This is a genomic window from Stenotrophomonas sp. RS-48 (assembly GCF_030053245.1).
Lineage (GTDB): Bacteria > Pseudomonadota > Gammaproteobacteria > Xanthomonadales > Xanthomonadaceae > Stenotrophomonas > Stenotrophomonas maltophilia_P.
This window is the reverse complement of the sequence record NZ_JASGBV010000027.1, coordinates 17,676-39,812: the sequence shown is the minus strand read 5'-3', so window position 1 is coordinate 39,812 and position 22,137 is coordinate 17,676. Positions and strand designations below refer to the sequence as shown.

Genomic DNA, 22,137 nt, shown 5'->3' with positions numbered 1-22,137 from the left:
CATGTGTGGATTGGCGGGAATGCTGTTGCCGGCACCGATGGTGCCGGCCGAGGAACTGCAGGCACAGGCCCTGGCCATGGGCCAGGCGCTGCACCATCGCGGGCCGGATGATGGTGGCACCTGGGTCGATGCCGCTGCCGGGATCGCACTGGCGCACCGCCGGCTGAGCATCCTCGATCTGTCCCCGCTGGGCCACCAGCCGATGGCATCGTCCGACGGCCGCTATGTGATGGCCTACAACGGCGAGGTCTACAACTTCGCGGCCCTGCGCGCCGAACTGGAGCCGCTGGGCCATGCGTTCCGTGGCCACTCCGATACCGAGGTGCTGCTGGCTGCGATCCTGCAGTGGGGCCTGGAAGACACCCTGCAGCGCTGCAACGGCATGTTCGCCATCGCTCTGTGGGACCGCAGCGAGCAGTGCCTCTGGCTGGCCCGCGACCGGGTCGGCAAGAAGCCGCTGTACTACGGCTGGGCCGGTGACGCGCTGGTGTTCGGTTCCGAGCTGAAGGCACTGTGGCAGCATCCAGCGTTCGACAACGATATCGATCGGGATGCGTTGACGCTGCTGTTGCGGCTGGATTACATCCCGGCGCCGCACAGCATCCATCAGCGCTGCTACAAGCTGATGCCCGGCCGGGTGCTGCGGGTGGATGCGGCGATGGTTGCCGCCGGAGCCGGCGCGCACCGGCCGGAGCAGGCGCAGCGTCCGTACTGGGACGCGCGTGCGCGCATGCAGGCCGCACTGGCCGCACCCTTCCAGGGCCGCATCGAGGAGGCCGAGGAGCAGCTTGATGCCCTGCTGCGCGACGCCGTGGCGTTGCGCATGGTCGCGGACGTGCCCGTCGGCGTGTTCCTGTCAGGGGGGACCGATTCGTCGCTGGTGGCGACGCTGATGCAGGCGCAGAGCAGGCAGCCGGTGCACAGCTTCAGCATCGGCTTCCAGGATTCAAGCCACGATGAGGCACCGCTGGCCAGGGAACTGGCCGCGCATCTGGGCTGCGACCACACCGAACTCTACGTCAGCGGGGCCGACGCACTGGCGGTGGTGCCGCAGTTGCCGACGATGTTCGACGAGCCTTTTGCCGATGCCTCGCAGGTGCCGACCGCGCTGGTGGCCCGGCTGGCAAGGCAGGGGGTGACCGTGGCCTTGTCCGGCGATGGTGGCGATGAGCTGTTCTTCGGCTACACCCGCTACGTGCGCGCGCTGCGCAACTGGCAGATGCTGGGTCGCGTGCCGGGCCCGCTGCGGCGGTGGATGGGGGCCCGCGCGCAGCAGCAGGGCGAGGCGTCGCGCACGGGAGGCCTGGCGGCGCTGCTGGCCGAAACCGGCGCCCGCGGCATCGGCGATGTGTACCGCAACCGCATTTCGCGCTGGCGTGACCCGGCGGCGGTGGTGCCCGGTGCGCAGCCGGCTGGCAGCTTCTATGACCTGGCCGATCCGCTGCACGGTGCGGGCACGCCGGCAGACGCGATGATGCTGGCCGATTTCGTGACCTACCTGCCTGATGACCTGCTGTGCAAGGTCGACCGTACTTCGATGGCGGTCAGCCTGGAGGCGCGTGCGCCGTTGCTGGACTGGCGGGTTGCCGAGTTCGCCTGGTCGCTGCCGCTGGGCTTCAAGCGCAGTGAAACGACCAGCAAGGTCCTGCTCAAGCGCGTGCTGGGCCGATACGTCCCGCAGGCGATGGTGCACCGGCCCAAGCGTGGTTTCGGTGCGCCTGTCAGCGACTGGCTGAAGGGCGACCTGCGGCCGTGGGCCGACGATCTGCTGCAGCCTTCGCGGCTGGAACGCGAAGGCGTGCTGTCGGCGGCCGCGGTGCAGCCGCTGTGGCAGCAGTTCCTTGGCGGCCAGCGCAAGTGGCACACGCATCTGTGGAACGTGCTGATGTTCCAGGCATGGCAGGCCCACTGGCGCCAGGTCCGGGCCAGCATCAGCGGCTGACCTTCACTGCCTGGAAAGGGGACGGTGAATAGGATGGGTTTCCCGCACCATGAGGAGTCCGTCCGATGTCCGTTCCCACCATCGCCGTGTTCGTCGGAAGCCTGCGCCGGGAGTCATGCAACCGCCGGCTGGCCCATGCACTTGAAAAGCTTGCCGGCGACCGGGCCCGGTTCCAGTACGTGCAGATCCGCGACCTTCCCCTGTATGACCAGGATTTCGACGCCGATTACCCGCCATCGTGTGTCCGCCTGAAGGAGCAGGTGCGTGCCGCCGACGCCGTGCTGTTCGTGACACCCGAATACAACCGTTCGGTGCCGGGCGTGCTGAAGAACGCCATCGACATCGGCTCGCGCCCCTATGGCGACAGCGCATTCGCAGGCAAGCCCGCTGCGGTGATCGGTGCGTCCATCGGCCAGATCGGCACCGCGGTGGCCCAGCAGCACCTGCGCAACAGCCTGGCCTTCCTCGACATGCATGTGCTCGGCCAGCCGGAGGCGTTCATTCATTTCAAGGACGGCCTGATCGACGCCGACGGTACGATCCACAACGACGCCACGCGGGAATTCCTGCAGGGGTATGTGGACCGGTTCCTGGCGCTGATCGCGGTGCACGCGAAGGGCGATTGAGACGTATGGGGTCAGAGCCCTCTGCGTTGCAGAGGGATCCGACCCCAGCCACATCCGGGGTCGGATCCCGGCGCGCAGCGGCGGGCTCTGACCCCACTTGCAGCTGAGCGGGCCAGAGCCCGTACGCTGCACGGAATCCGACCCTGGCCGGCTGATCTGCGATAATGACGCACTCGGGCGTCGCACGGGCGCCCGTCGCAGGCAGTGCGACGCCTCCGCGCCATTCTGGCCAGGCTCCGGCGGATATCCCCCGTTCTTCCACGGCTTATCCACAGGCTTGTCCATGGCCGCCAGGGTCGGCGCATGCCTACACTCGTCTGGCCCCACTTTTGCAGGAAACACCGCCGCATGTCCGCCCGTCCCGGCTTCCGTTCCAACCGCAGAGACCGCGGTGATGGCTTCGAACGCGATGATTCGCGCATCGACCAGCTGCGGGTGCCACCGCATTCGGTGGAGGCCGAGCAGGCGGTGCTGGGTGGCCTGATGCTGGCACCCGAAGCGTTCGACCGGGTCAACGACCAGCTGACGGAGACCGACTTCTATCGCCGCGATCATCAGATGATCTACCGCGCGATCCGAGAGCTGTCCGAGCGTGACCGACCCTTCGATGCGGTGACGCTGGGCGAATGGTTCGAATCGCAGGGCAAGCTGGAGCTGGTAGGGGATGGCGCTTATCTGATCGAACTGGCCAGCACCACGCCGTCGGCGGCGAACATCGCGGCCTACGCCGAGATCGTACGTGACAAGGCGGTGCTGCGGCAGCTGATCCAGGTCGGTACCGACATCGTCAACGATGGTTTCCAGCCGGAAGGCCGCGACAGCAGCGAGCTGCTGGCGTCGGCGGAAAAGAGCGTGTTCGCCATTGCCGAGCAGGGCGCACGCGGGCGTACGGATTTCGTCGCCATGCCCGGCGCGCTGAAGGATGCCTTCGAGGAACTGCGCAACCGCTTCGAGAACGGCGGCAACATCACCGGCCTGCCAACCGGCTACAACGATTTCGACGCGATGACGGCCGGCCTGCAGCCGACCGACCTGATCATCCTGGCCGCGCGCCCGGCGATGGGCAAGACCACCTTCGCGCTGAACATCGCCGAGTATGCGGCGATCAAGTCGAAGAAGGGCGTGGCGGTGTTCTCGATGGAAATGTCCGCATCACAGCTGGCGATGCGACTGATCTCCTCCAATGGCCGGATCAACGCGCAGCGCCTGCGTACCGGCCAGCTGGAAGATGAGGACTGGAGCCGCGTCACCAGCGCGATCAAGATGCTGAAGGAAACCAAGATCTTCATCGACGACACGCCGGGCGTATCGCCGGAAGTGCTGCGCTCCAAGTGCCGCCGCCTCAAGCGCGAGCACGACCTGGGCCTGATCGTGATCGATTACCTGCAGCTGATGAGCGTGCCCGGCAACAGCGAGAACCGCGCGACAGAAATCTCGGAGATCTCGCGTTCGCTGAAGGGCTTGGCCAAGGAGCTGAACGTGCCGGTGATCGCACTTTCCCAGCTCAACCGCTCGCTGGAAACGCGTACCGACAAGCGCCCGGTGATGGCTGACCTGCGTGAATCGGGCGCCATCGAGCAGGACGCGGACATGATCGTGTTCATCTACCGCGACGACTACTACAACAAGGAAAACTCACCGGACAAGGGCCTGGCCGAAATCATCATCGGCAAGCACCGTGGCGGCCCGACCGGTTCGTGCAAACTGAAGTTCTTCGGCGAGTACACGCGTTTCGACAATCTGGCCCACGATTCGGTCGGTTCGTTCGAGTAGGGCTGCCGGCCGCGGGCCGGCGATCTCCTTCTGTTCTGCAAGAGCCGGGCGCGTGCCCGGCTCTTTGCGTTGGTGCGAGCGCAAGGCGCGTACCTTGCCGGGCGATGGTCACATGACGTGTAACTGACATGTAACTGGGCCTTCCTACCATGCCGCCGCTGTCCTCCCACTTCCGACGCCCGTCGCTGGCGTCCAGCGCGTCCAAGGAATCCGCCTCCCATGCCGTCCCACGCTCCGCTCCGCCGCAATCTGCTGGCTCTGCTGGTCTGTGCCTCGCTGCCGTCGCTGGCGGCCGCTGAAACCGCCCCCACCTCCGATGCACCGTCGGCGACCACCCTCGATTCGATCTCGGTGATCGGCCGCGGCGAAGCGCGCCAGGTGCAGCGTGTCACCGCCGAGGACATGAAGGTGCTGCCGCCGGGCGCGAATCCGCTCAAGCTGCTGGCCAGCAAGCCGGGCGTGCATTTCGAGTCGGGTGACGCCACCGGTGCCTACGAGTGGTCGACCAGCATCAGCCTGCGCGGCTTCAACCAGAACCGGCTTGGCTACACGCTGGACGGCATTCCGCTGGGCAACATGAGCTACGGCAACAGCAACGGCCTTCATGTCAGCCGCGCGGTCATCAGCGAGAACCTGGGCGGTGCGGAAGTCTCCACCGGCATCGGCGCGCTGGGGACGCCGTCCACCAGCAACCTGGGGGGCGTGTTCCAGTTCTATTCGATCGATCCTTCTACCGAGTACGGCGTGGTGCTGGCGCAGGGCTTCGGCAGCGACAACGCGCGGCGCAGCTATGCCCGCCTGGAGACCGGCGAGCACCAGGGGTTTGCCGCGTACCTGTCCGGCGTGTACTCCGAAGGCGACAAGTGGAAGGGGAAGGGCTCGCAGGAGCTCAAGCAGTTCAACGGCAAGGCCGTTTACAACTTCGGCGTGGACAGCAGGATCACCGCGCTGTTCAACGCATCACGCCGGGTCGAGGCGGACTACCAGGATCTGTCGCTGGAGATGATCGACCGCCTCGGCTGGACCTGGGACAACTACGCGCCGGACTGGGACCGCGCGCTGGCCGCGGCACGCGGGCAGTTCAGTGGCGGCGTCAACAGCCCCTGGGATGCGTACTACTCCGGTCATGGCCTGCGCAACGACGATATCTCCAGCGTCGCCGGCGACTTCGGCCTCAACGAAGCGATGCGCCTGAAGGTCAATGGCTACAATCACAGCAACCGCGGGCAGGGCCACTGGTTCAGTCCGTCCAATCCCTCCAATCCGGGCACCGCGCGCGAGATCCCGATCTCGATCCGCACCACCGAGTACGCGATCGACCGTACCGGCGTGACCTCCGCATTCACCTGGAACGTCGGCGGGCACGAGCTGGAAGCCGGCCTGTGGTACGAGGACAACGGCCACAGCGTGCAGCGCAACTTCTACTACATCGATGGCCCGATCACCGATGACTTCTTCCTGCGCAATCCGGACCAGCGCGTGTGGCGCCAGCTCTACACCACCATCACCCGCCAGTTCTATGTGCAGGACCGCTTCCGCCTGTTCGACGACCGCCTGACGGTGGACATCGGCGCGAAGTCGCCGCACACCCGCACCCGCGTCCGCACGCCGCTGGGCAGCTATGCCAACAACAGCAGCCTGACCTCCAGCAAGGGACTGCTGCCGCAGGCCGGCTTCAATTTCAAGCTCAACGAAGGCAATGAAATCTTCGGTTCGTTCGCCAGGAACATCGCCGCCTATGCGCTGGGCGTGGGCAGTCCGTTCAACGTGCCGCAGCAGGCCTTCGATGCCAGTGCACGCAACCTCAAGCCGGAGCAGTCGCGCACGATCGAACTGGGCTGGCGCGGCTACGGGCAGGGGTATGAGGCGTCGGTCGCGGTGTACGACGTGAAGTTCGACAACCGCCTGCTTGCCATCGCCCAGTGCGTGGGCATCCTCGGCTGCCCTGCGTTGTTCTCCAACGTCGGTTCGGTGACCAGCCGCGGTGCCGAGGCGACCCTGCAGCTGAAGCCGGTGCAGGACGTCACCTGGTCCAACGCGCTGTCGTGGAACGACAGCACCTACGACGACGACTACGTCAACAACGGGGTGGTACCGACCCGCGGCAGGAAGACCGTGGATACGCCGGAATGGATGTTCGCCAGCACCCTGGCCTGGACGCCGGGCCGGTGGGACATGCGCCTTTCCGCCAACCATGTCGGCAAGCGTTACGTGACCTATACCAATGACCTGTCGGTTCCCAGTTACTGGCTGGTCAACGCCTCGGTGGCTTACGATTTCGGCTCCCTGGGGCCCGCGCAGAACCTGACAGTGGCAGTGAACCTGACCAACCTGGCGGACAAGCGTTACCTGTCTTCGATCAACACCAACGGCACCTATGCCGCAGATCCCACGCGCAGCCTGGCGACCATGCAGGTGGGGGCGCCGCGGCAGGTGATGGCGACGGCGACCGTGCGCTTCTGATGCAGCGGCCCATGGATCCGGAGCACCGTCGTCGCCTGCTGCGCATGGCGTGGCAGGGTACGGGGGCGGCGATCGCACTGGCGGCGATGCCGGGGCTGGCTGCGGCAGGCCCACGGCCACGTCTGGGCCGCGATCCGTTCACCCTCGGCGTCGCCGCCGGCGATCCGGATCCGCAGGGGGCGGTGCTGTGGACACGGCTCGCCCCCGATCCGCTCAACGGCGGTGGCATGCCGTCGCGGGCGGTGCCGGTGCGCTGGTTCGTGGCTGAAGATCCCGGCATGCGCCGTCCGGTGCAGCGTGGCGTCGCCGCAGCGGTGCCCGAGCTGGCGCATTCGGTGCACGTGGAGATCAATGGCCTTCGTCCCGGCCGTGACTATTACTACCGTTTTGCCTGCGACGCTGATGAGGAAAGCACGGTCGGCCACTTCCGCACCGCGCCGCTGCCGGACGCGCAGCTGCAGCAGCTGCGCCTGGCCCTGTGCACCTGCCAGGCCTGGAACAGCGGCTACTACCCGGTACTGCGTGATATCGCGCGGAGCGATGTCGACCTGGTGCTGCATGCCGGCGACTATCTGTACGAGTACAGTCCACTGCAGAACGTACGCGGCCGCACACTGGATGCGGAGCGATTCAGCGGCGAGACCGTCAGTCTGCAGCGTTATCGCGACCAGTACGCGCTGTACAAGCTCGATCCGGACCTTCAGGCAGCGCACGCCGCGCACGCCTTTGCGGTGATCTGGGATGACCATGAGGTGCAGAACGACTATTCCGGCGTCCATCCTGAAAAGGACAGCGTGCCGGTGGAGGACTTCATCGTCCGGCGGGCCGCTGCCTATCGCGCCTTCTACGAGCACCTGCCCATGCGCAGCGCTCCGGCCGGCAATGGTGGCCTGCGGGTGCACCGGCGCCTGCGCTACGGCGACCTCGCGCAGCTGAGCCTGCTCGATTGCCGCCAGTTCCGTCCGGCCAACCCCTGCGGCGTGGGCGAGTCACCGCGCTGCGAGGCGGCACTGGACCCGCGCATGAGCATGCTCGGGTCCGGCCAGGAGGCGTGGTTCGCACAGTCGATGGCGGCCGCGCGGGGCACGCGCTGGAATGTGGTGGTGCAGCAGCTGCTGATGGCGCAGCTGCGGCTGGACGGCGGCACCCCGCGCGAGCGGTTCTGGAACGATGCCTGGGATGGGTATCCTGCCGCGCGCAACCGGTTGCTGCAGGCGCTGCAGGCAGGCGGGCAGGGCAATGCGATCGTGCTGGGAGGCGACTGGCATTCCACGTTCGTCAACGATCTGAAGCTGGACTTCGATGCGGCCGATGCTCCCGTGGTGGCCACCGAGTTCATCGCCCCCGCCATCAGCAGTGGCGGAGACGACACACCGTATGGCCCTTACTACGGACCGTCGATTCCCCTGAATCCGCACATCCGCTATTTCGACGGCGACCGCCGTGGCTGGTGGAAGCTGCAGCTCAACCGGCAGGCCGTGGATGCGGAACTGCGCTTGGCCGACAGCGTGCTGCGTACCGATGCCGCGGTGCGGACCGCCGCGCGTTTCCAGGTCGCCCACGGCCGCCCGGGGGCGGTGCAGGTATAGCGGCTGCGTTCCGGGTTTCATCGCGCCCTGCCGGGTTTCGTCGCAAACCGTTTGCTCCCTCCGGGGCAGGGCGGCACTGTGGTCGCAGGCGGCAAGGGGCCGCTGCAAGGAGACCGTGATGAAGACCCTGTTCGCGCTGGGCGTGTGGTGCCTGCTGTTCGTGCTGTGCTGGCCGTTGGCGATCCTTGCCCTGATCGCCTGGCCGTTCGTGTGGCTGCTGAGCCTGCCGTTCCGCCTGGTCGGCATCACGTTCTCGGCGCTGTTCGCGTTCCTGCGCGCGCTGTTCATGCTGCCGGCACGCCTGCTGGGTGGCGGCCGCGGTCCGGTGGCTGCGTGATGACGCCGGCCATCGCGGTACTGGCATTGGCGCTCGCGGCGCCGGCCCCTGCCACGCCCGCGACACCGCCCTCCGCCTGGCTGGAACGCCAGCAGACCGCCGCTGCCGACGAAGCGGATGCTGCGGCGGCCAAGCTCGCCAAGCCTGACAGGCTCAAGGAACGCTGCAGGGTGGTGAAGGAATGGAAGGTGGGTGAAACCGTGGTGCAGCATCGCATCTGTGACGATGCACCGGAGCCGCCTACTGGAAAGGTGTAGCGCCGGGCCCATGCTCGGCTCCACATCAGAAGGCCAAACAAAAAAACCCCGCCGAGGCGGGGTTTTCCTGTCATGCCACCGGGCCGATCAATTGGCCTTGTGGATGGCGCGCTTGCTGACCGCCATCGCCGCGTCGTGGACCACTTCCGACAGCGACGGGTGGGCGTGGCAGATACGGGCCAGATCATCGGCCGAACCGCTGAACTCCATGGTCAGCACGCCTTCGTGCACCAGCTCGGACACGTTGGCGCCGACCAGGTGCATGCCGAGGATGCGATCAGTCTCGGCATGCGCCAGGATCTTCACGAAACCTGCCGGCTCGATCATTGCCACGGCACGGCCGTTGGCGGCGAACGGGAAGCTGCCAGCCTTGTACGGGATGCCTTCGGCCTTCAGCTGTGCTTCGGTCTTGCCCACCCAGGCCAGTTCCGGCTCGGTGTAGATGACCCACGGAATCGTGTCGAAGTTGACGTGACCCGGCAGGCCGGCGATCAGTTCGGCCACGGCGATGCCTTCCTCGAAGCCCTTGTGCGCCAGCATCGGGCCGCGCACGCAGTCGCCCACCGCCCAGACGCCATCGACGCCGGTGTGGCAATGCGCATCAACTTCGATCTGGCCACGCTCGTTGACCTTCACGCCGGTGCCTTCGGCCAGCAGGCCCTTGGTGGCAGCGCGACGGCCGACGGCCACCAGCAGCTTGTCCACGGTCAGGGTCTTCTCGCCTTCGCTGTCGGTGTAGGTGACAACGACTTCCTTCTTCTTGCCCTTGCCGGTGATCTCGGTCTTGGAGACCTTGGCGCCCAGGCGGATGTCCAGGCCCTGCTTCTTGAATTCCTTGGCCGCGGTCTTGGCGACTTCGGCGTCGGCGACGGCCAGGAACTCCGGCAGCGCCTCGAGGATGGTGACTTCAGCACCCAGGCGCTTCCACACGCTGCCCAGCTCCAGACCGATCACGCCGGCGCCGATCACCGCCAGGCGGTTCGGCACTTCGGTGAAGTCCAGGCCGCCGACGTTGTCGACGATGGTCTCGCCGTCGAACTTGGCGAACGGCAGTTCGATCGAATCCGAACCGGCGGCGATGATGACGTTGGTGCCCTTCAGCTCGACTTCCGAGCCGTCGTGCTGCTTCACCTTGACCACGTTGCCCGGCTGCAGTTCGCCGAAGCCGTAGTAGGTGGCGACCTTGTTGGCCTTGAACAGCATGGCGATGCCGCCGGTGAACTGCTTGACGATCTTGTCCTTGCGGCCAACCATCGCCTCGACGTCCATCTTGGCGTCCTTGAAGCTGATGCCGTGGTCGCCAAAGATGTGGCTCATGTTCCAGAACTGGCGCGAGGAATCCAGCAGCGCCTTGGACGGGATGCAGCCCACGCGCAGGCAGGTGCCGCCCAGCGCCGGCTTGCCATCCTTGCCCAGCGCTGCGTCGATGCAGGCGGTCTTCAGGCCCAGCTGGGCCGCGCGGATGGCAGCGTGGTAACCGGCCGGGCCCGCACCGATGACGACGACGTCGAATTGTTCAGCCATTGAATTAGTCCTTGATGCTTTACCGGAACCCCCTTCCGCGCGGGCGCGGAAGAGGGCGGGAGGTCTTACAGGCCGAACAGCATGCGGCCCGGGTTTTCCAGCTGGTTCTTGATGTCCACCAGGAACTGCACCGAGTCCTTGCCGTCGATGATGCGGTGGTCGTAGGACAGCGCCAGGTACATCATCGGCGCGATCACGACCTGGCCGTTCTGGGCGATCGGACGCTCCTTGATGGCGTGCATGCCCAGGATGGCGCTCTGCGGCGGGTTGATGATCGGCGTGGACAGCAGCGATCCGAAGGTGCCGCCGTTGGTCACGGTGAAGGTGCCGCCCTGCAGTTCTTCCAGGCTCAGCTTGCCGTCACGGGCCTTCTTGGCGTAGTCGGCGATGGTCTTCTCGATGTCAGCGAACGACATGCGCTCGACGTTGCGCAGCACCGGGGTCACCAGGCCCTTCTCGGTCGACACGGCGATGGAGATGTCCGAGTAGCCGTGGTAGATGATGTCGTCACCATCGATCGACGCGTTGACCAGCGGGAAGCGCTGCAGCGCGTTGGCGGCGGCCTTCACGAAGAAGCTCATGAAGCCCAGCTTGATGCCGTGGGCCTTGACGAACTCGTCCTGCAGTTCCTTGCGCGCGGCCGACACCTTGGACAGGTCGACTTCGTTGAAGGTGGTCAGCATGGCGGTGGAGTTCTTGGACTCCATCAGGCGTTCGGCGATGCGCTTGCGGATGCGGGTCATCGGCACGCGTTCTTCCGGACGTGCGCCACCGGCCTTGCCGGCGCCGCCGTTGCGGGCGAAGTTGACGATGTCTTCCTTGGTCACCGCGCCGCGACGGCCGGTGCCGTCCACGTCGGCCGGGTTCACGCCCTCGGTGATGGCGGTGAAGCGGGCACCCGGCGGCAGCGCATCGGCGGCCGACTTGGCTGCCGGGGCCGGAGCCGCGGCGGGAGCCGGAGCAGCGGCTGCGGCCGGAGCCGGGGCATCGGCCTTCTTCTCTTCAGCGGCCGGAGCCGGGGCAGCCGCCACGGCGCCTTCCTCGATGATCGCCACGACCTGGCTGGAGGTCACGGTGGCGCCCACGTCGAACTTGATCTCCTTCAGCACGCCATCGACCGGCGACGGCACTTCCAGGACGACCTTGTCGGTTTCCAGGTCAAGCAGGTTTTCGTCGCGCTTGACGGCGTCGCCCACCTTCTTGTGCCAGGTGGCGATGGTGCCGTCGGCGACGGATTCGGGCAGTACCGGGGCTTTGACTTCGGTGGCCATGCGGGAGCTTCCTGGTTTGTCTTCTAAATAAGGGGGAGGAGAGTTATTCAGCGACCTGGTCGTTGAACGGGTTGACCAGTGCGTCGGCAATCAGCTGCTGCTGCTCGCGGACATGGTCAGCCATGTGACCGGCAGCCGGCGACGCCGAACGTGCGCGACCGGCGTAATGCAGGTTCTGGCCCTCGGCCAGGCAGAACTGCAGGTGGTGGCGGATCTGGTACCACGCGCCCTGGTTCTGCGGTTCTTCCTGCGTCCACACCACGTCGGTGGCCTTGCCATACTTCTTCAGTTCGGCAGCCAGCAGCGCACGCGGGAACGGATACAGCTGCTCCACGCGGATGATCGCCACGTCGTCCTGGCCACGCTTGGTCTGGTCTTCCAGCAGGTCGTAGTAGACCTTGCCCGAGCACAGCACCACGCGCTTGACCTTCTTGGCGTCGGCATTGGCATCGCCGATCAGGTGCTGGAACTCGCCGTTGGCCAGCTCGTCCAGGGTCGACACCGCCAGCTTGTGGCGCAGCAGCGACTTCGGCGACATCACCACCAGCGGCTTGCGGGTGGTCATGTGCAGCTGGCGACGCAGCATGTGGAAGGCCTGGGCCGGGGTCGACGGCACGACCACCAGCATGTTCTCCAGCGCGCACAGCTGCAGGAAGCGCTCCAGGCGCGCCGAGCTGTGTTCCGGGCCTTGCCCTTCATAGCCATGCGGCAGCAGCAGGGTCAGGCCGGAAATGCGGCCCCACTTGGCTTCACCGGCGGCGATGAACTGATCGATCACCACCTGGGCGCCGTTGGCGAAGTCGCCGAACTGGCCTTCCCAGATGCACAGCGTGTTCGGATCGGTGGTGGAGAAGCCGTACTCGTAGGCCATCACCGCTTCTTCGCTCAGCAGCGAATCGATGACGGTGGCCTTCTCCGGCGAATCCACCAGCTGCCGCAGCGGCATGTAGTAGTTGTCGGTCTTCTGGTCGTGCAGGATCGCGTGGCGGTGCGTGAACGTACCGCGGCCGACGTCCTGGCCGACCAGGCGCAGTGCATGGCCTTCGTCCAGCAGGGTGGCGTAGGCCAGGTTTTCGGCAAAGCCCCAGTCGCCCGGAATCTCGCCAGCGGCCATCTTGCGGCGGTCGTCGTAGACCTTGGCCACGCGCGAGTGCAGCTGCACTTCGTCCGGGATGGTGTTGATCAGCTTGGCCAGCTCGACCAGCTTGTTCTTCTCGACCTTGGTCGAGACCGGGTCGGACAGCTTGCCTTCCAGCAGCTTCGGCCAATCGACGAACAGCGGGCTGCTTGGCGGAGTCTTCTCGACCTTGGCCAGTTCGGTGGTCACTTCGCCGGCGTCCAGCTTCTCGCGGTAGGCATCGACCATCGCCTTGCCGGCGCCGGCGGCGATCACGCCCGCCTTTTCCAGCTGCTCGGCATACATCTCGCGGGTGGTCGGGTGCTTGCGGATCACCTGGTACATCAGCGGCTGGGTGATCGCCGGCTCGTCGGCCTCGTTGTGGCCCCAACGGCGGTAGCACATCAGGTCGATGACCACGTCCTTGGCGAACTTCTGGCGGAACTCGAACGCCAGCTGCGCAGCGAACACCACCGCTTCCGGGTCATCTCCGTTCACGTGCAGCACCGGTGCGGCAATCATCTTCGCCACGTCGGTGGCATAGCGCGTGGAGCGCGTATCCAGCGGATTGGAGGTGGTGAAGCCGACCTGGTTGTTGACCACGATGTGCACGGTGCCGCCGACGGCGAAGCCGCGGGCCTGCGACATCTGGAACAGTTCCATGACCACGCCCTGGCCGGAGAAGGCCGCGTCGCCGTGGATCAGGATCGGCATGACCTGCTTGCGGGCGGTGTCCTTGCGGCGCTCCTGGCGCGAACGCACGGAACCGGCCACGACCGGGTCGGCGATTTCAAGGTGCGACGGGTTGAACGCCAGCGCCAGGTGGACCGGGCCACCCTCGGTGGCCACATCGGCGGAGAAGCCCATGTGGTACTTCACGTCGCCGGCCGAGGCGTGCTCGTCGTGCTCGAACTTGCCTTCGAACTCGTCGAACAGCTTGCGCGGGTTCTTGCCCAGGGTGTTGACCAGCACGTTCAGGCGGCCGCGGTGGGCCATGCCGATCACCACGTCCTTGACGCCGTCCTTGCCGGCGCTGCGGATGATGGTGTCCATCATCGGGATCAGCGCATCGCCGCCTTCCAGCGAGAAGCGCTTCTGGCCGACGTACTTGGTGTGCAGGTAGCGCTCCAGGCCTTCGGCCGCGGTCAGGCGCTCCAGGGTGCGGCGCTGGGTGTCAGCGTCCAGCTGGTAGTTGCCGCCGGCCAGTTCCAGCTTCTTGTAGATCCACTGGCGCTGCTCGACCTCGGCGATGTGCATGAACTCCGCACCGATCGAACCGGTGTAGGTCGCCTTAAGGCGCGCCAGCAGATCGCGCAGCTTCATGCGCGGCTGGCCGCCGACGCCACCGGTGCTGAACTCGCTGTTGAGGTCGGCATCGGACAGGCTGTGGAACGGCAGGCCCAGGTCCGGCGTATTGACCGGCGCAGCCAGGCCCAGCGGGTCCAGGCGGGCGTCCAGGTGGCCGCGCGAGCGGTAGGCGGTGATCAGACGACCGACATTGCGCTCACGCTCGTCGCCCGCACCTGCGCCGGTGCCGGCCTTCAGCGCATCCTTGGCCGCGTCCGCGATGTGGGAAATGACGGCCGAGTGCGGAATGTCACCTGCTTCGCGGCCCTTGAAGCCGTCGAAGTAGGTCTTCCATTTGGGATCGACACTGTCCGGGGAGACGAGGTACTGCTCGTACAGGTCCTCGACATAGGAGGCGTTGCCGCCGGCGAGTTGCGAAGATTGCGCAAACTGCTTCAGTAGATTGTCCACGATGGAGGGTGTTGATTCGCTTTGTGGGGTATGGCTTAAGAAGGACCCGGCAGGAAGATGAATAGCCCTGCGCAGGCGCGTTCAAACAGCCAAATTGTACCCCCATCCGGACACGAAGGGGCATCGCGGAGGCCATCGTGCGTCCCCCGGTGCCGCTTCCAGACAGGTTGAACCCGACCGTCGCGCTCAGAGGCCGAGCGCGCGGAGTTCGCTGCAATCGCGCGAACGGTCCCAGACGCGCTGCAATTGCTGCTCGAACTGCCGCGAACGTGCCGGCAGCGCGGTGCCGGCCTCGCCGTCGAGGCGATGGCCGATCAGACGAAAGTAGAAGTCGCCCCTGTCATTGATCAGGCAGGCGGACGCCAGTGCCCGGTCGACCGGATCGGCCACCTCGCGGAACAGGATCACGCTGGGCAGCCGCTGTGCCATCGCCAGCAGCGGCGCGCCGGCACGGCCAATGGCTGCCGCGTCATGCACGATCACCCGCAGCTGCTTGTCGTGGCGGGCACTGGCGAAGCGGCGCAGGGCGGCCTGTACCGGGCCGGCAGCGAGCAGGCCCGGGTCCAGCAGGTGGCTGTGCAGCCACACCTGGCGACGGGCACGGTGGAGGAGGGCGGTGGTGGCGGCCACGGCCTCGGCGTGGCTGTTGATCGCGCTGGCCGCGTCCAGCCGGCGGCGCATCTGCTGGTGCCCCAGGCCGGCCTCCTCGAAGACCTCGCCCTCAGGCAGGAAGCCCTGCCGCGCGTAGAAGTCGCGGGCGGGCAGCTGTGCGTGCAGATGCAGCTCGGCCAGGCCGAGGCCATGGCCGGCCTCGACCAGGGCCTCGAGCAGGGCTTCACCGATGCCCTGGCTGCGGTGGCTCGCCAGCACCGCCATGCGGCCGACGCGGCCATCAGGTGTGAGCCGGCCAGTGCCGACCGGCGTGCCGTCGGCATCCAGCGCCAGTACATGGGCGCTGACCGGGTCCATCGCGTCGCGCTCCAGTTCGCTGGCAATGCCCTGCTCCTGCACGAACACCTGCTGGCGCACAGCGTGGATGGCGCCATGCGCATCGGCATGACCTACCTGATGGACGCGGATCGAGGGCATGACTCAGGCGCGACCGGCGTCGTCTTCTTCGTCGTCTTCGAAGTTGACGATGACCTCGATGCCATCGTCATGCACGGTCACCACGTGGACATCGTCGGACACGGCGTCGTCATCGATCACCTCCACCTGGTCGCGGCCTTCGACCACCTCACCGAGGACGCCTTCATCCTCGCCCTCGTCGTCGGCGCCATACAGCTCGCTGGGGTCGATCAGCTGGAACACGCCGCCGACCAGCAGCTGCTGGACCACCGCGCGGCCCTTGTCCGACAGTCCGCGATAGGCGGCCGCGTCGAGCTGCTCGGCACCGGCCAGGCGCTGCGCATCCTTCACCGGCAGCGCGAAGTCCTGGCCGCTGACGTACAGGCTGGCGCCCCGCTTGGCCCGGCGCCAGGCCAGGCGGGCCCAGGGGTGGCGTTGCAGCAGAAGGCCGGACTGCAGGGCGGCGACCACCTCTTCCTGTTCCGGCGCGGCCTGGTGGGCCATCACTTCGCCGGCGGCGCGGTAGGTGGTGATGAAGCGGCCGAACCAGTCGCCCAGCTTGTCCGGGTCGTTCATGCGGATGGCGTTGAGGGCGGTGATCACCCGTGCCATCGCCACCGTGTCGATCTCGTTCGGATCGGCCGGCAGCTTCAGGTCGGGGTCCTGGTAGCGGATGTTCTCGTCGGCATCGGCGATCAGGGTGTCCAGGTAGTCACTGATGAGTTCGGCCGAGGACGGCGCGCGCATGCCGAAGGAGAACGTCAGGCAGGGGTCTTCGGCGACGCCATGGTGCGGCACGTTCGGCGGCAGGTACAGCATGTCGCCCGGCGCCAGCACCCAGTCGTGGGTGGGCTTGAACACCTCCAGCAGCTTCAGTTCCACGTCCGGACGGAACCCCAGCGGCGGGCGCCGGCCCTTGATCGACTCGCTGGCGTCGATCTGCCAGCGACGATGGCCCTGGGCCTGCAGCAGGAACACGTCGTACTGGTCGACGTGGGCACCGACCGAGCCGCCGGTGGCGGCGAAGCTGATCATGACGTCGTCCATGCGCCAGCGCGGGAGGAAGCGGAAGTGCTCGATCAGCGCGCGCACGTCCGGGTCCCACTTGTCCACGTCCTGCACCAGCAGGGTCCAGTCGTGGTCGGGCAGGGCGGGGAATACGTCTTCCTGGAACGGGCCGGTACGTACGCGCCAGCCGTCCTGGCGCTTGTCGTGCTCGATCAGGCGTGCCAGCACGCCTTCTTCGCAGGCCAGCCCGGCCAGGTCTTCCGGCTGCACCGGAGACTGGAAATCAGCGAAGGCGTTGCGGATCAGCAGCGGACGCTTCTGCCAGAAATCGCGCAGGAACACGGCCGGGGACATGCCCAGCGGCTGGCCGGGACGGGCGGTGACTTCGATGAGCGGGGCGGAGGACTTGCGGGCGGCCATGGGGGAATCCTTGCAGCGGAAAGCGGGAGGGCGGCGCGGCGTGCCGCCAAGGCGTCCATTGTCCGACGTTCGTTGGGATTGCGCACGTGCGGTGGTTTGTCGCGGGGTGTCCGGCCAACGGCGGAGCCCCTCGTGGTGGGGTCCGGGTTGGTCGCTGAAAGCCAACGCCGTGCTTGGCCGGACGGGTGGGCTGCGCGGGGGACGCTGCAAGTACGTTCCTGTAAGCTTGGCCGCCGCATCCATGCGGCGGACACCCCCGCGCAGCCCACCCGCCCGGCCCCTGACAGTTTCCTGCGGGGTCCGCCACGGAATGGAAGAAGAAAATCAAAGGCGACAGCGGGTCGCGCGCTGCGCTTGCTCGGCCCTGCAGAATCCAAAAAACCAAAGAGGGACGCGGCAAAGCCGCGTCCCTCCTTCACATTCCGTCCCGACAACAAATGCGCTTCGATCCGTCACCGGGATGCTGTCAGAGGTGGGGCGGATTGGGTTCGCGGGGGTGTCCGCGGCATGGATGCCGCGGCCAAGCCCCCAGGGACGGGTTCACGGCGTCCCCCGCGAACCCAACCCGCCCCGCCCAACTCCCAGCAATCCAGAGCCTGGACCGCTGTTGCTGTTGCTGTTGCCTTGGCAGTACACGCCTGCCGCAGGCAGCGCCGCGGCCGCCGCCGCAAAGAAAACCCCTCAGATCTTCTTCGCCAGCGCCTCGGCCAGACCGGTATAGCTGCCCGGGGTCATCTCAAGCAGCCGCTGCTTCGCATCCGCCGGCAGCTCCAGCCCCTGTACGAACGCCCGCATCGACTCGGCGGTGATGCCCTGGCCGCGGGTCAGTGCCTTCAGCTGCTCGTACGGGTTCGGCAGGCCGTGGCGGCGCATCACCGTCTGCACCGCTTCGGCCAGCACTTCCCACGCCGCATCCAGGTCGGCATCCAGGCGCTGCGGATTCACCTCCAGCTTGCCCAGTCCCTTGGCCAGCGAGTCCAGCGCCACCTGGCTGTGGCCGAAGGCGGTACCCAGCGCCCGCAACACGGTGGAGTCGGTCAGGTCGCGCTGCCAGCGGCTGATCGGCAGCTTCGCGCTGAAATGCTCGAACAGCGCGTTGGCGATGCCGAAGTTGCCTTCGGCATTTTCGAAATCGATCGGGTTGACCTTGTGCGGCATGGTCGACGAGCCGACTTCGCCTTCCTTCAGGCGCTGCTTGAAGTAGCCCAGCGAGATGTAGCCCCAGATGTCGCGGGCCAGGTCGATCAGGATGATGTTGGCGCGGCGGGCGGCATCGCCGATTTCGGCGACGTTGTCGTGCGGCTCGATCTGCGTGGTGTACGGGTTGAACACCAGGCCCAGCCCGGTCACGAAGCGTTCGGCGAAGGCCGGCCAGTCCACGTCCGGGTAGCTGGCGACGTGCGCGTTGTAGTTGCCGACCGCACCGTTGATCTTGCCGGTCAGCTCGACCGCGGCGATCTGGCGGCGCTGACGCTCCAGGCGCGCCACCACGTTCGCCAGCTCCTTGCCCAGGGTGGTCGGCGAAGCGGTCTGGCCGTGCGTACGCGACAGCATCGGCTGCGCGGCCTGGGCGTGGGCCAGGCCACGCAGGGTGGCGGCGATGCCGTCGAGCGTCGGCAGCAGCACCTCGCGGCGCGCCTGCTCGAGCATCAGGCCGTAGCTGAGGTTGTTGATGTCCTCACTGGTGCAGGCGAAATGCACGAACTCCAGTGCCGGCGCCAGCTCGGCGTCGTCCTTCAGCTGCTCCTTGATGAAGTACTCCACCGCCTTGACGTCATGGTTGGTGGTGCGCTCGATCTCCTTCACCCGGGCGGCATGGGCGGGGCTGAAACCGCTGGCCAGCGCGCGCAGACGGGCGGTGGCGGCTTCGGAGAACGCTGCAAGCTCGACGATGCCTGGCTCGGCGGCCAGCGCCAGCAGCCACTCCACCTCGACCGTGACGCGGGCCTTGATCAGGCCGTACTCGGAGAAGATCGGGCGCAGGGCATCGACCTTGCCGGCGTAGCGGCCATCGAGCGGGGACAGGGCGAGCAGGGCGGAATCGGACATGTCGGCAGGGCGGGAGCGAGCGGCGGGGCCGATATTCTACGACGCGTGGCCTTCGCATGCTTGGCAGCACCGGGCCACGCCGGGCGCAGGGAGGCTGCGCGCTGTCCTCGCCCGGCCGGGCCCGGCGCTCCCGATGGGCAACGGTGCCGCAGATGAAACGATCCGGCCCGCTTCCGTCATGCCATGCAACGGGCAAGAGAGTATCGTGATTGCCGCCGCCAGCCCGGGAAGCGACACCCTGCCAGCCGCCGCTTCCCTTTCCCCAACTGAAGTAGTGCGGAGTCGATGCAATGAGCAAAGCTGCAAGCAAGGGTGCCTCCCGGGCGTTCCGGATCGAACACGACAGCATGGGCGAGCTGCAGGTGCCTGCCGATGCCCTGTGGGGCGCGCAGACCCAGCGCGCCGTGCAGAATTTCCCGGTGTCCGGCCAGCGCATGCCGCGCGGGTTCATCCGTGCGCTGGGTCTGGTCAAGGGCGCCGCTGCCGGCGTCAACGCCGAACTGGGCCACCTGCCCAGGAACGTGGCCAAGGCGATCCAGGCCGCCGCCGCGGAAGTGGCGGCGGGCGACTGGGACGCGCATTTCCCCATCGATGTCTACCAGACCGGTTCGGGTACGTCCTCGAACATGAATGCCAACGAGGTCATCGCGACCCTGGCCAACCGCGCCGGCAAGGCCGGCAAGACCACGGTCCATCCCAACGACCACGTCAACCAGGGGCAGAGCTCCAATGACGTGATCCCGACCGCGCTGCGCGTCTCGGCGGTGCTGGCGGCGCACGAACAGCTGCTGCCCGCGCTGGCGCATCTGCGCAGGACCATCGACAGGAAGGGCCGCAGCCTGCGCAAGGTGGTCAAGACCGGCCGTACCCACCTGATGGACGCCATGCCGCTGACCTTCGAGCAGGAGTTCGGTGCCTGGTCGGCACAGCTGGCATCGGCACAGGCGCGCATCGAGGACAGCCTCAAGCGCGTCCGCCGGCTGCCGCTGGGCGGCACCGCCATCGGTACCGGCATCAATGCCGATCCGCGTTTCGGCGCTCAGGTGGCCAAGGCCCTCAAGCAGCACTCGGGTTTCAAGTTCGACAGTGCCGACAACAAGTTTGAAGGCCTGGCCGCGCAGGACGATGCGGTGGAGCTGTCCGGCCAGCTTAATGCGCTGGCGGTGGCGCTGATCAAGATCGCCAACGATCTGCGCTGGATGAATGCCGGGCCGCTGGCGGGGCTGGGCGAGATCGAACTGCCGGCCCTGCAGCCGGGCAGCTCGATCATGCCGGGCAAGGTCAATCCGGTGATTCCGGAGGCGACGGTGATGGCCTGCGCGCAGGTGATCGGTCACCACACGGCGATCACGGTGGCCGGGCAGACCGGCAATTTCCAGCTCAATGTGACCCTGCCGCTGATCGCGGTGAACCTGCTCGAAGGCATCGGCCTGCTGGCCAACGTGTCGACGCTGCTGGCCGACAGCGCCATCGCAGGCCTGAAGGTGCGCGAGGATCGCGTGGCGGAGGCGCTGGCGCGCAACCCGATCCTGGTCACTGCGCTGAACCCGATCATCGGCTATGAGAAGGCCGCGGCAATCGCCAAGCGCGCCTACAAGGAACAGCGGCCGGTGCTGGAGGTGGCGCTGGAGGACAGCGGCCTGGGCGAAGCGGAACTGCGGCGACTGCTGGATCCGACGGCGCTGACCGCTGGCGGCATCCATGCGGGAGGCGGTGGCGGCGGTTGATCTGCCGAGCAGGCTTGCCGGGCCAATGAGAAACGCCGCCCTCGGGCGGCGTTTGCGTTCAGCGACGGTCGGCGACGATGTTGTCGAAGGTCTCGGTGTAGTCCTTGAACTCGGGGATGCGCTGGATCAGGTCGCCTGGAATGACGTCCATGCCCTCCGGCGGCTGGATCTTCACCGGCTGCATGTTCGGATCGGCCGGGGCGGCCACCAGCGTGTTCTGGCGCAGTACCTGCAGCTTGCCGAACATCGTCTGCAGCATCTGTTTCTGCGCATCGTCCAGCGGAATCTGGATCTCGTCCATCTTCATCGTGCCGTCGGCCAGGATGATGATGTTCGGTGCCGGTGGACGGCGCACGGTCACCATGCCTTCGCTCACGGAGATCTTGGGCTTGCCACGCTCTGCGCGGTGGTTGCGGTAATCCTGGTCGCAGCCGGCCAGGCCCAGGCAGAACAGGGCAGCCAGCAGCAGAAACAGCTTCTTCATGACGATTCGATCGGGGGCATCCGGGGTGCCCATTGTAAGCCCGGTGGCGGCAGCGGGGACCCGCTGCCGGCCGGCTGCGCTGAAGTGTCTCAGTTGGAGAAGGTGACCGAGCTGTCCTTCCCGCAGTCGTCGACGTCGCTCTGGTCCATGCTGGCGTAGGGCTTGAAGGCCGGCAGTTCGCGGGCAAGCGCCTGCTGGCTGGCCAGCATCGCCGGCAGGCGGTCGCAGATGCGCTTGGCCTGCGCTTCGATCTTGGCGGCCTCGGCGTTGATCCGCTTCTCCACGCCTTCGCTGTCACCGCTGAAGATACCCTTGAGCGCTTCACCGGCAGCGCTGGCACCGAGCTTGGCACCGGCCAGGCCGACATTCATCCCGTCCGTCGCGATGGCGACCACGTGACCGCGGTACTCCAGCAGCTGGCGGCGCTGCGCGTCGTTGGTCGGCACATCCTTGCCGCCGATCAGCAGATGTCCATCCGGCGTGATCTCCGCGCGCGGCTGATTGTCGGCGGAGATCTTGATGTTGCCCTCAGTGATCTCCCTGCGGGCCTCATCCATGGCTTCCTGGACTTTTCTGCCAACGCCGCTGGAGGTTTCGGCGACGCTCTTGCCGACACTGGTGTCGGGCGCGGAAGACGTGCCACCGCAGGCGATCAGCGGCAGGCACAGCAGGGTGGCAGGCAGCAGGCGCATCAGGTTCATGGCATTCCCCTCGAATCGGTGGG

The 22,137-nt window shown here is 66.8% G+C and carries 16 protein-coding genes; 8 read left to right on the top strand and 8 right to left on the bottom strand.

Translation table 11 applies throughout. The annotated features are described in order from the left end of the window. Position 1 precedes the first annotated feature (1 nt). The 7 genes from asnB (at position 2) to QMZ25_RS06070 (ending at position 8,987) form a co-directional block, all read left to right on the top strand. Positions 2–1,942, top strand: coding sequence for an asparagine synthase (glutamine-hydrolyzing) (asnB, locus tag QMZ25_RS06100; protein WP_283219275.1), 1,941 nt, complete (start codon positions 2–4; stop codon positions 1,940–1,942). A 65-nt stretch (positions 1,943–2,007) separates the two neighbouring features. Continuing rightward, the gene (locus QMZ25_RS06095; RefSeq protein WP_128987946.1) at positions 2,008–2,568 is read left to right on the top strand and encodes an NAD(P)H-dependent oxidoreductase; all 561 of its coding nucleotides are present in this window, start codon (positions 2,008–2,010) and stop codon (positions 2,566–2,568) included. A 348-nt stretch (positions 2,569–2,916) separates the two neighbouring features. After that, positions 2,917–4,341: a replicative DNA helicase gene (locus tag QMZ25_RS06090; RefSeq protein ID WP_053515359.1), complete on the top strand. Its 1,425-nt coding sequence runs from the start codon at positions 2,917–2,919 to the stop codon at positions 4,339–4,341. 219 nt (positions 4,342–4,560) lie between these two features. Beyond that, a complete protein-coding gene (locus QMZ25_RS06085; protein ID WP_283219274.1) occupies positions 4,561–6,804 on the top strand; it encodes a TonB-dependent receptor in 2,244 nt (747 codons plus the stop codon). Beyond that, positions 6,804–8,393, top strand: coding sequence for an alkaline phosphatase D family protein (locus QMZ25_RS06080; RefSeq protein ID WP_345781759.1), 1,590 nt, complete (start codon positions 6,804–6,806; stop codon positions 8,391–8,393). Before QMZ25_RS06085 ends, QMZ25_RS06080 begins: the two co-directional genes overlap by 1 nt. Before the next feature lie 118 nt (positions 8,394–8,511). Further along, positions 8,512–8,730 (top strand): hypothetical protein, encoded by a 219-nt coding sequence (locus tag QMZ25_RS06075; protein WP_053515365.1) that lies wholly within the window; start codon positions 8,512–8,514, stop codon positions 8,728–8,730. Then, positions 8,730–8,987: a hypothetical protein gene (locus tag QMZ25_RS06070; protein ID WP_283219273.1), complete on the top strand. Its 258-nt coding sequence runs from the start codon at positions 8,730–8,732 to the stop codon at positions 8,985–8,987. Before QMZ25_RS06075 ends, QMZ25_RS06070 begins: the two co-directional genes overlap by 1 nt. An 87-nt stretch (positions 8,988–9,074) precedes the next feature. Here the strand turns inward: QMZ25_RS06070 and lpdA are convergent, their stop codons facing one another. The 6 genes from lpdA to purB all read right to left on the bottom strand — a co-directional run bounded on the left by lpdA (position 9,075) and on the right by purB (position 19,202). Then, a complete protein-coding gene (gene lpdA, locus QMZ25_RS06065; RefSeq protein ID WP_053515369.1) occupies positions 9,075–10,511 on the bottom strand; it encodes a dihydrolipoyl dehydrogenase in 1,437 nt (478 codons plus the stop codon). 65 nt (positions 10,512–10,576) lie between these two features. After that, positions 10,577–11,782 (bottom strand): dihydrolipoyllysine-residue succinyltransferase, encoded by a 1,206-nt coding sequence (gene sucB / locus QMZ25_RS06060; RefSeq protein WP_065175459.1) that lies wholly within the window; start codon positions 11,780–11,782, stop codon positions 10,577–10,579. A gap of 43 nt (positions 11,783–11,825) precedes the next feature. Continuing rightward, positions 11,826–14,657 carry a 2-oxoglutarate dehydrogenase E1 component gene (locus QMZ25_RS06055; RefSeq protein ID WP_053515372.1) on the bottom strand — a complete coding sequence of 944 codons (2,832 nt, stop codon included), beginning with the start codon at positions 14,655–14,657 and terminating at the stop codon, positions 11,826–11,828. 186 nt (positions 14,658–14,843) lie between these two features. Continuing rightward, positions 14,844–15,746 carry a GNAT family N-acetyltransferase gene (locus QMZ25_RS06050; RefSeq protein ID WP_283219272.1) on the bottom strand — a complete coding sequence of 301 codons (903 nt, stop codon included), beginning with the start codon at positions 15,744–15,746 and terminating at the stop codon, positions 14,844–14,846. A gap of 3 nt (positions 15,747–15,749) precedes the next feature. Beyond that, positions 15,750–17,153, bottom strand: coding sequence for a cupin domain-containing protein (locus QMZ25_RS06045; RefSeq protein WP_283219271.1), 1,404 nt, complete (start codon positions 17,151–17,153; stop codon positions 15,750–15,752). Between the two features lie 681 nt (positions 17,154–17,834). Beyond that, positions 17,835–19,202: an adenylosuccinate lyase gene (purB, locus tag QMZ25_RS06040; RefSeq protein WP_128987758.1), complete on the bottom strand. Its 1,368-nt coding sequence runs from the start codon at positions 19,200–19,202 to the stop codon at positions 17,835–17,837. 290 nt (positions 19,203–19,492) lie between these two features. Here purB and QMZ25_RS06035 point away from each other — a divergent pair, with 290 nt between their 5' ends. After that, positions 19,493–20,929 carry a class II fumarate hydratase gene (locus QMZ25_RS06035; RefSeq protein ID WP_065182914.1) on the top strand — a complete coding sequence of 479 codons (1,437 nt, stop codon included), beginning with the start codon at positions 19,493–19,495 and terminating at the stop codon, positions 20,927–20,929. A 58-nt stretch (positions 20,930–20,987) separates the two neighbouring features. Here the strand turns inward: QMZ25_RS06035 and QMZ25_RS06030 are convergent, their stop codons facing one another. After that, positions 20,988–21,413, bottom strand: coding sequence for a hypothetical protein (locus QMZ25_RS06030; RefSeq protein ID WP_065182913.1), 426 nt, complete (start codon positions 21,411–21,413; stop codon positions 20,988–20,990). A gap of 89 nt (positions 21,414–21,502) precedes the next feature. After that, a complete protein-coding gene (locus tag QMZ25_RS06025) occupies positions 21,503–22,114 on the bottom strand; it encodes a hypothetical protein (protein ID WP_053515384.1) in 612 nt (203 codons plus the stop codon). Positions 22,115–22,137 lie beyond the last annotated feature (23 nt).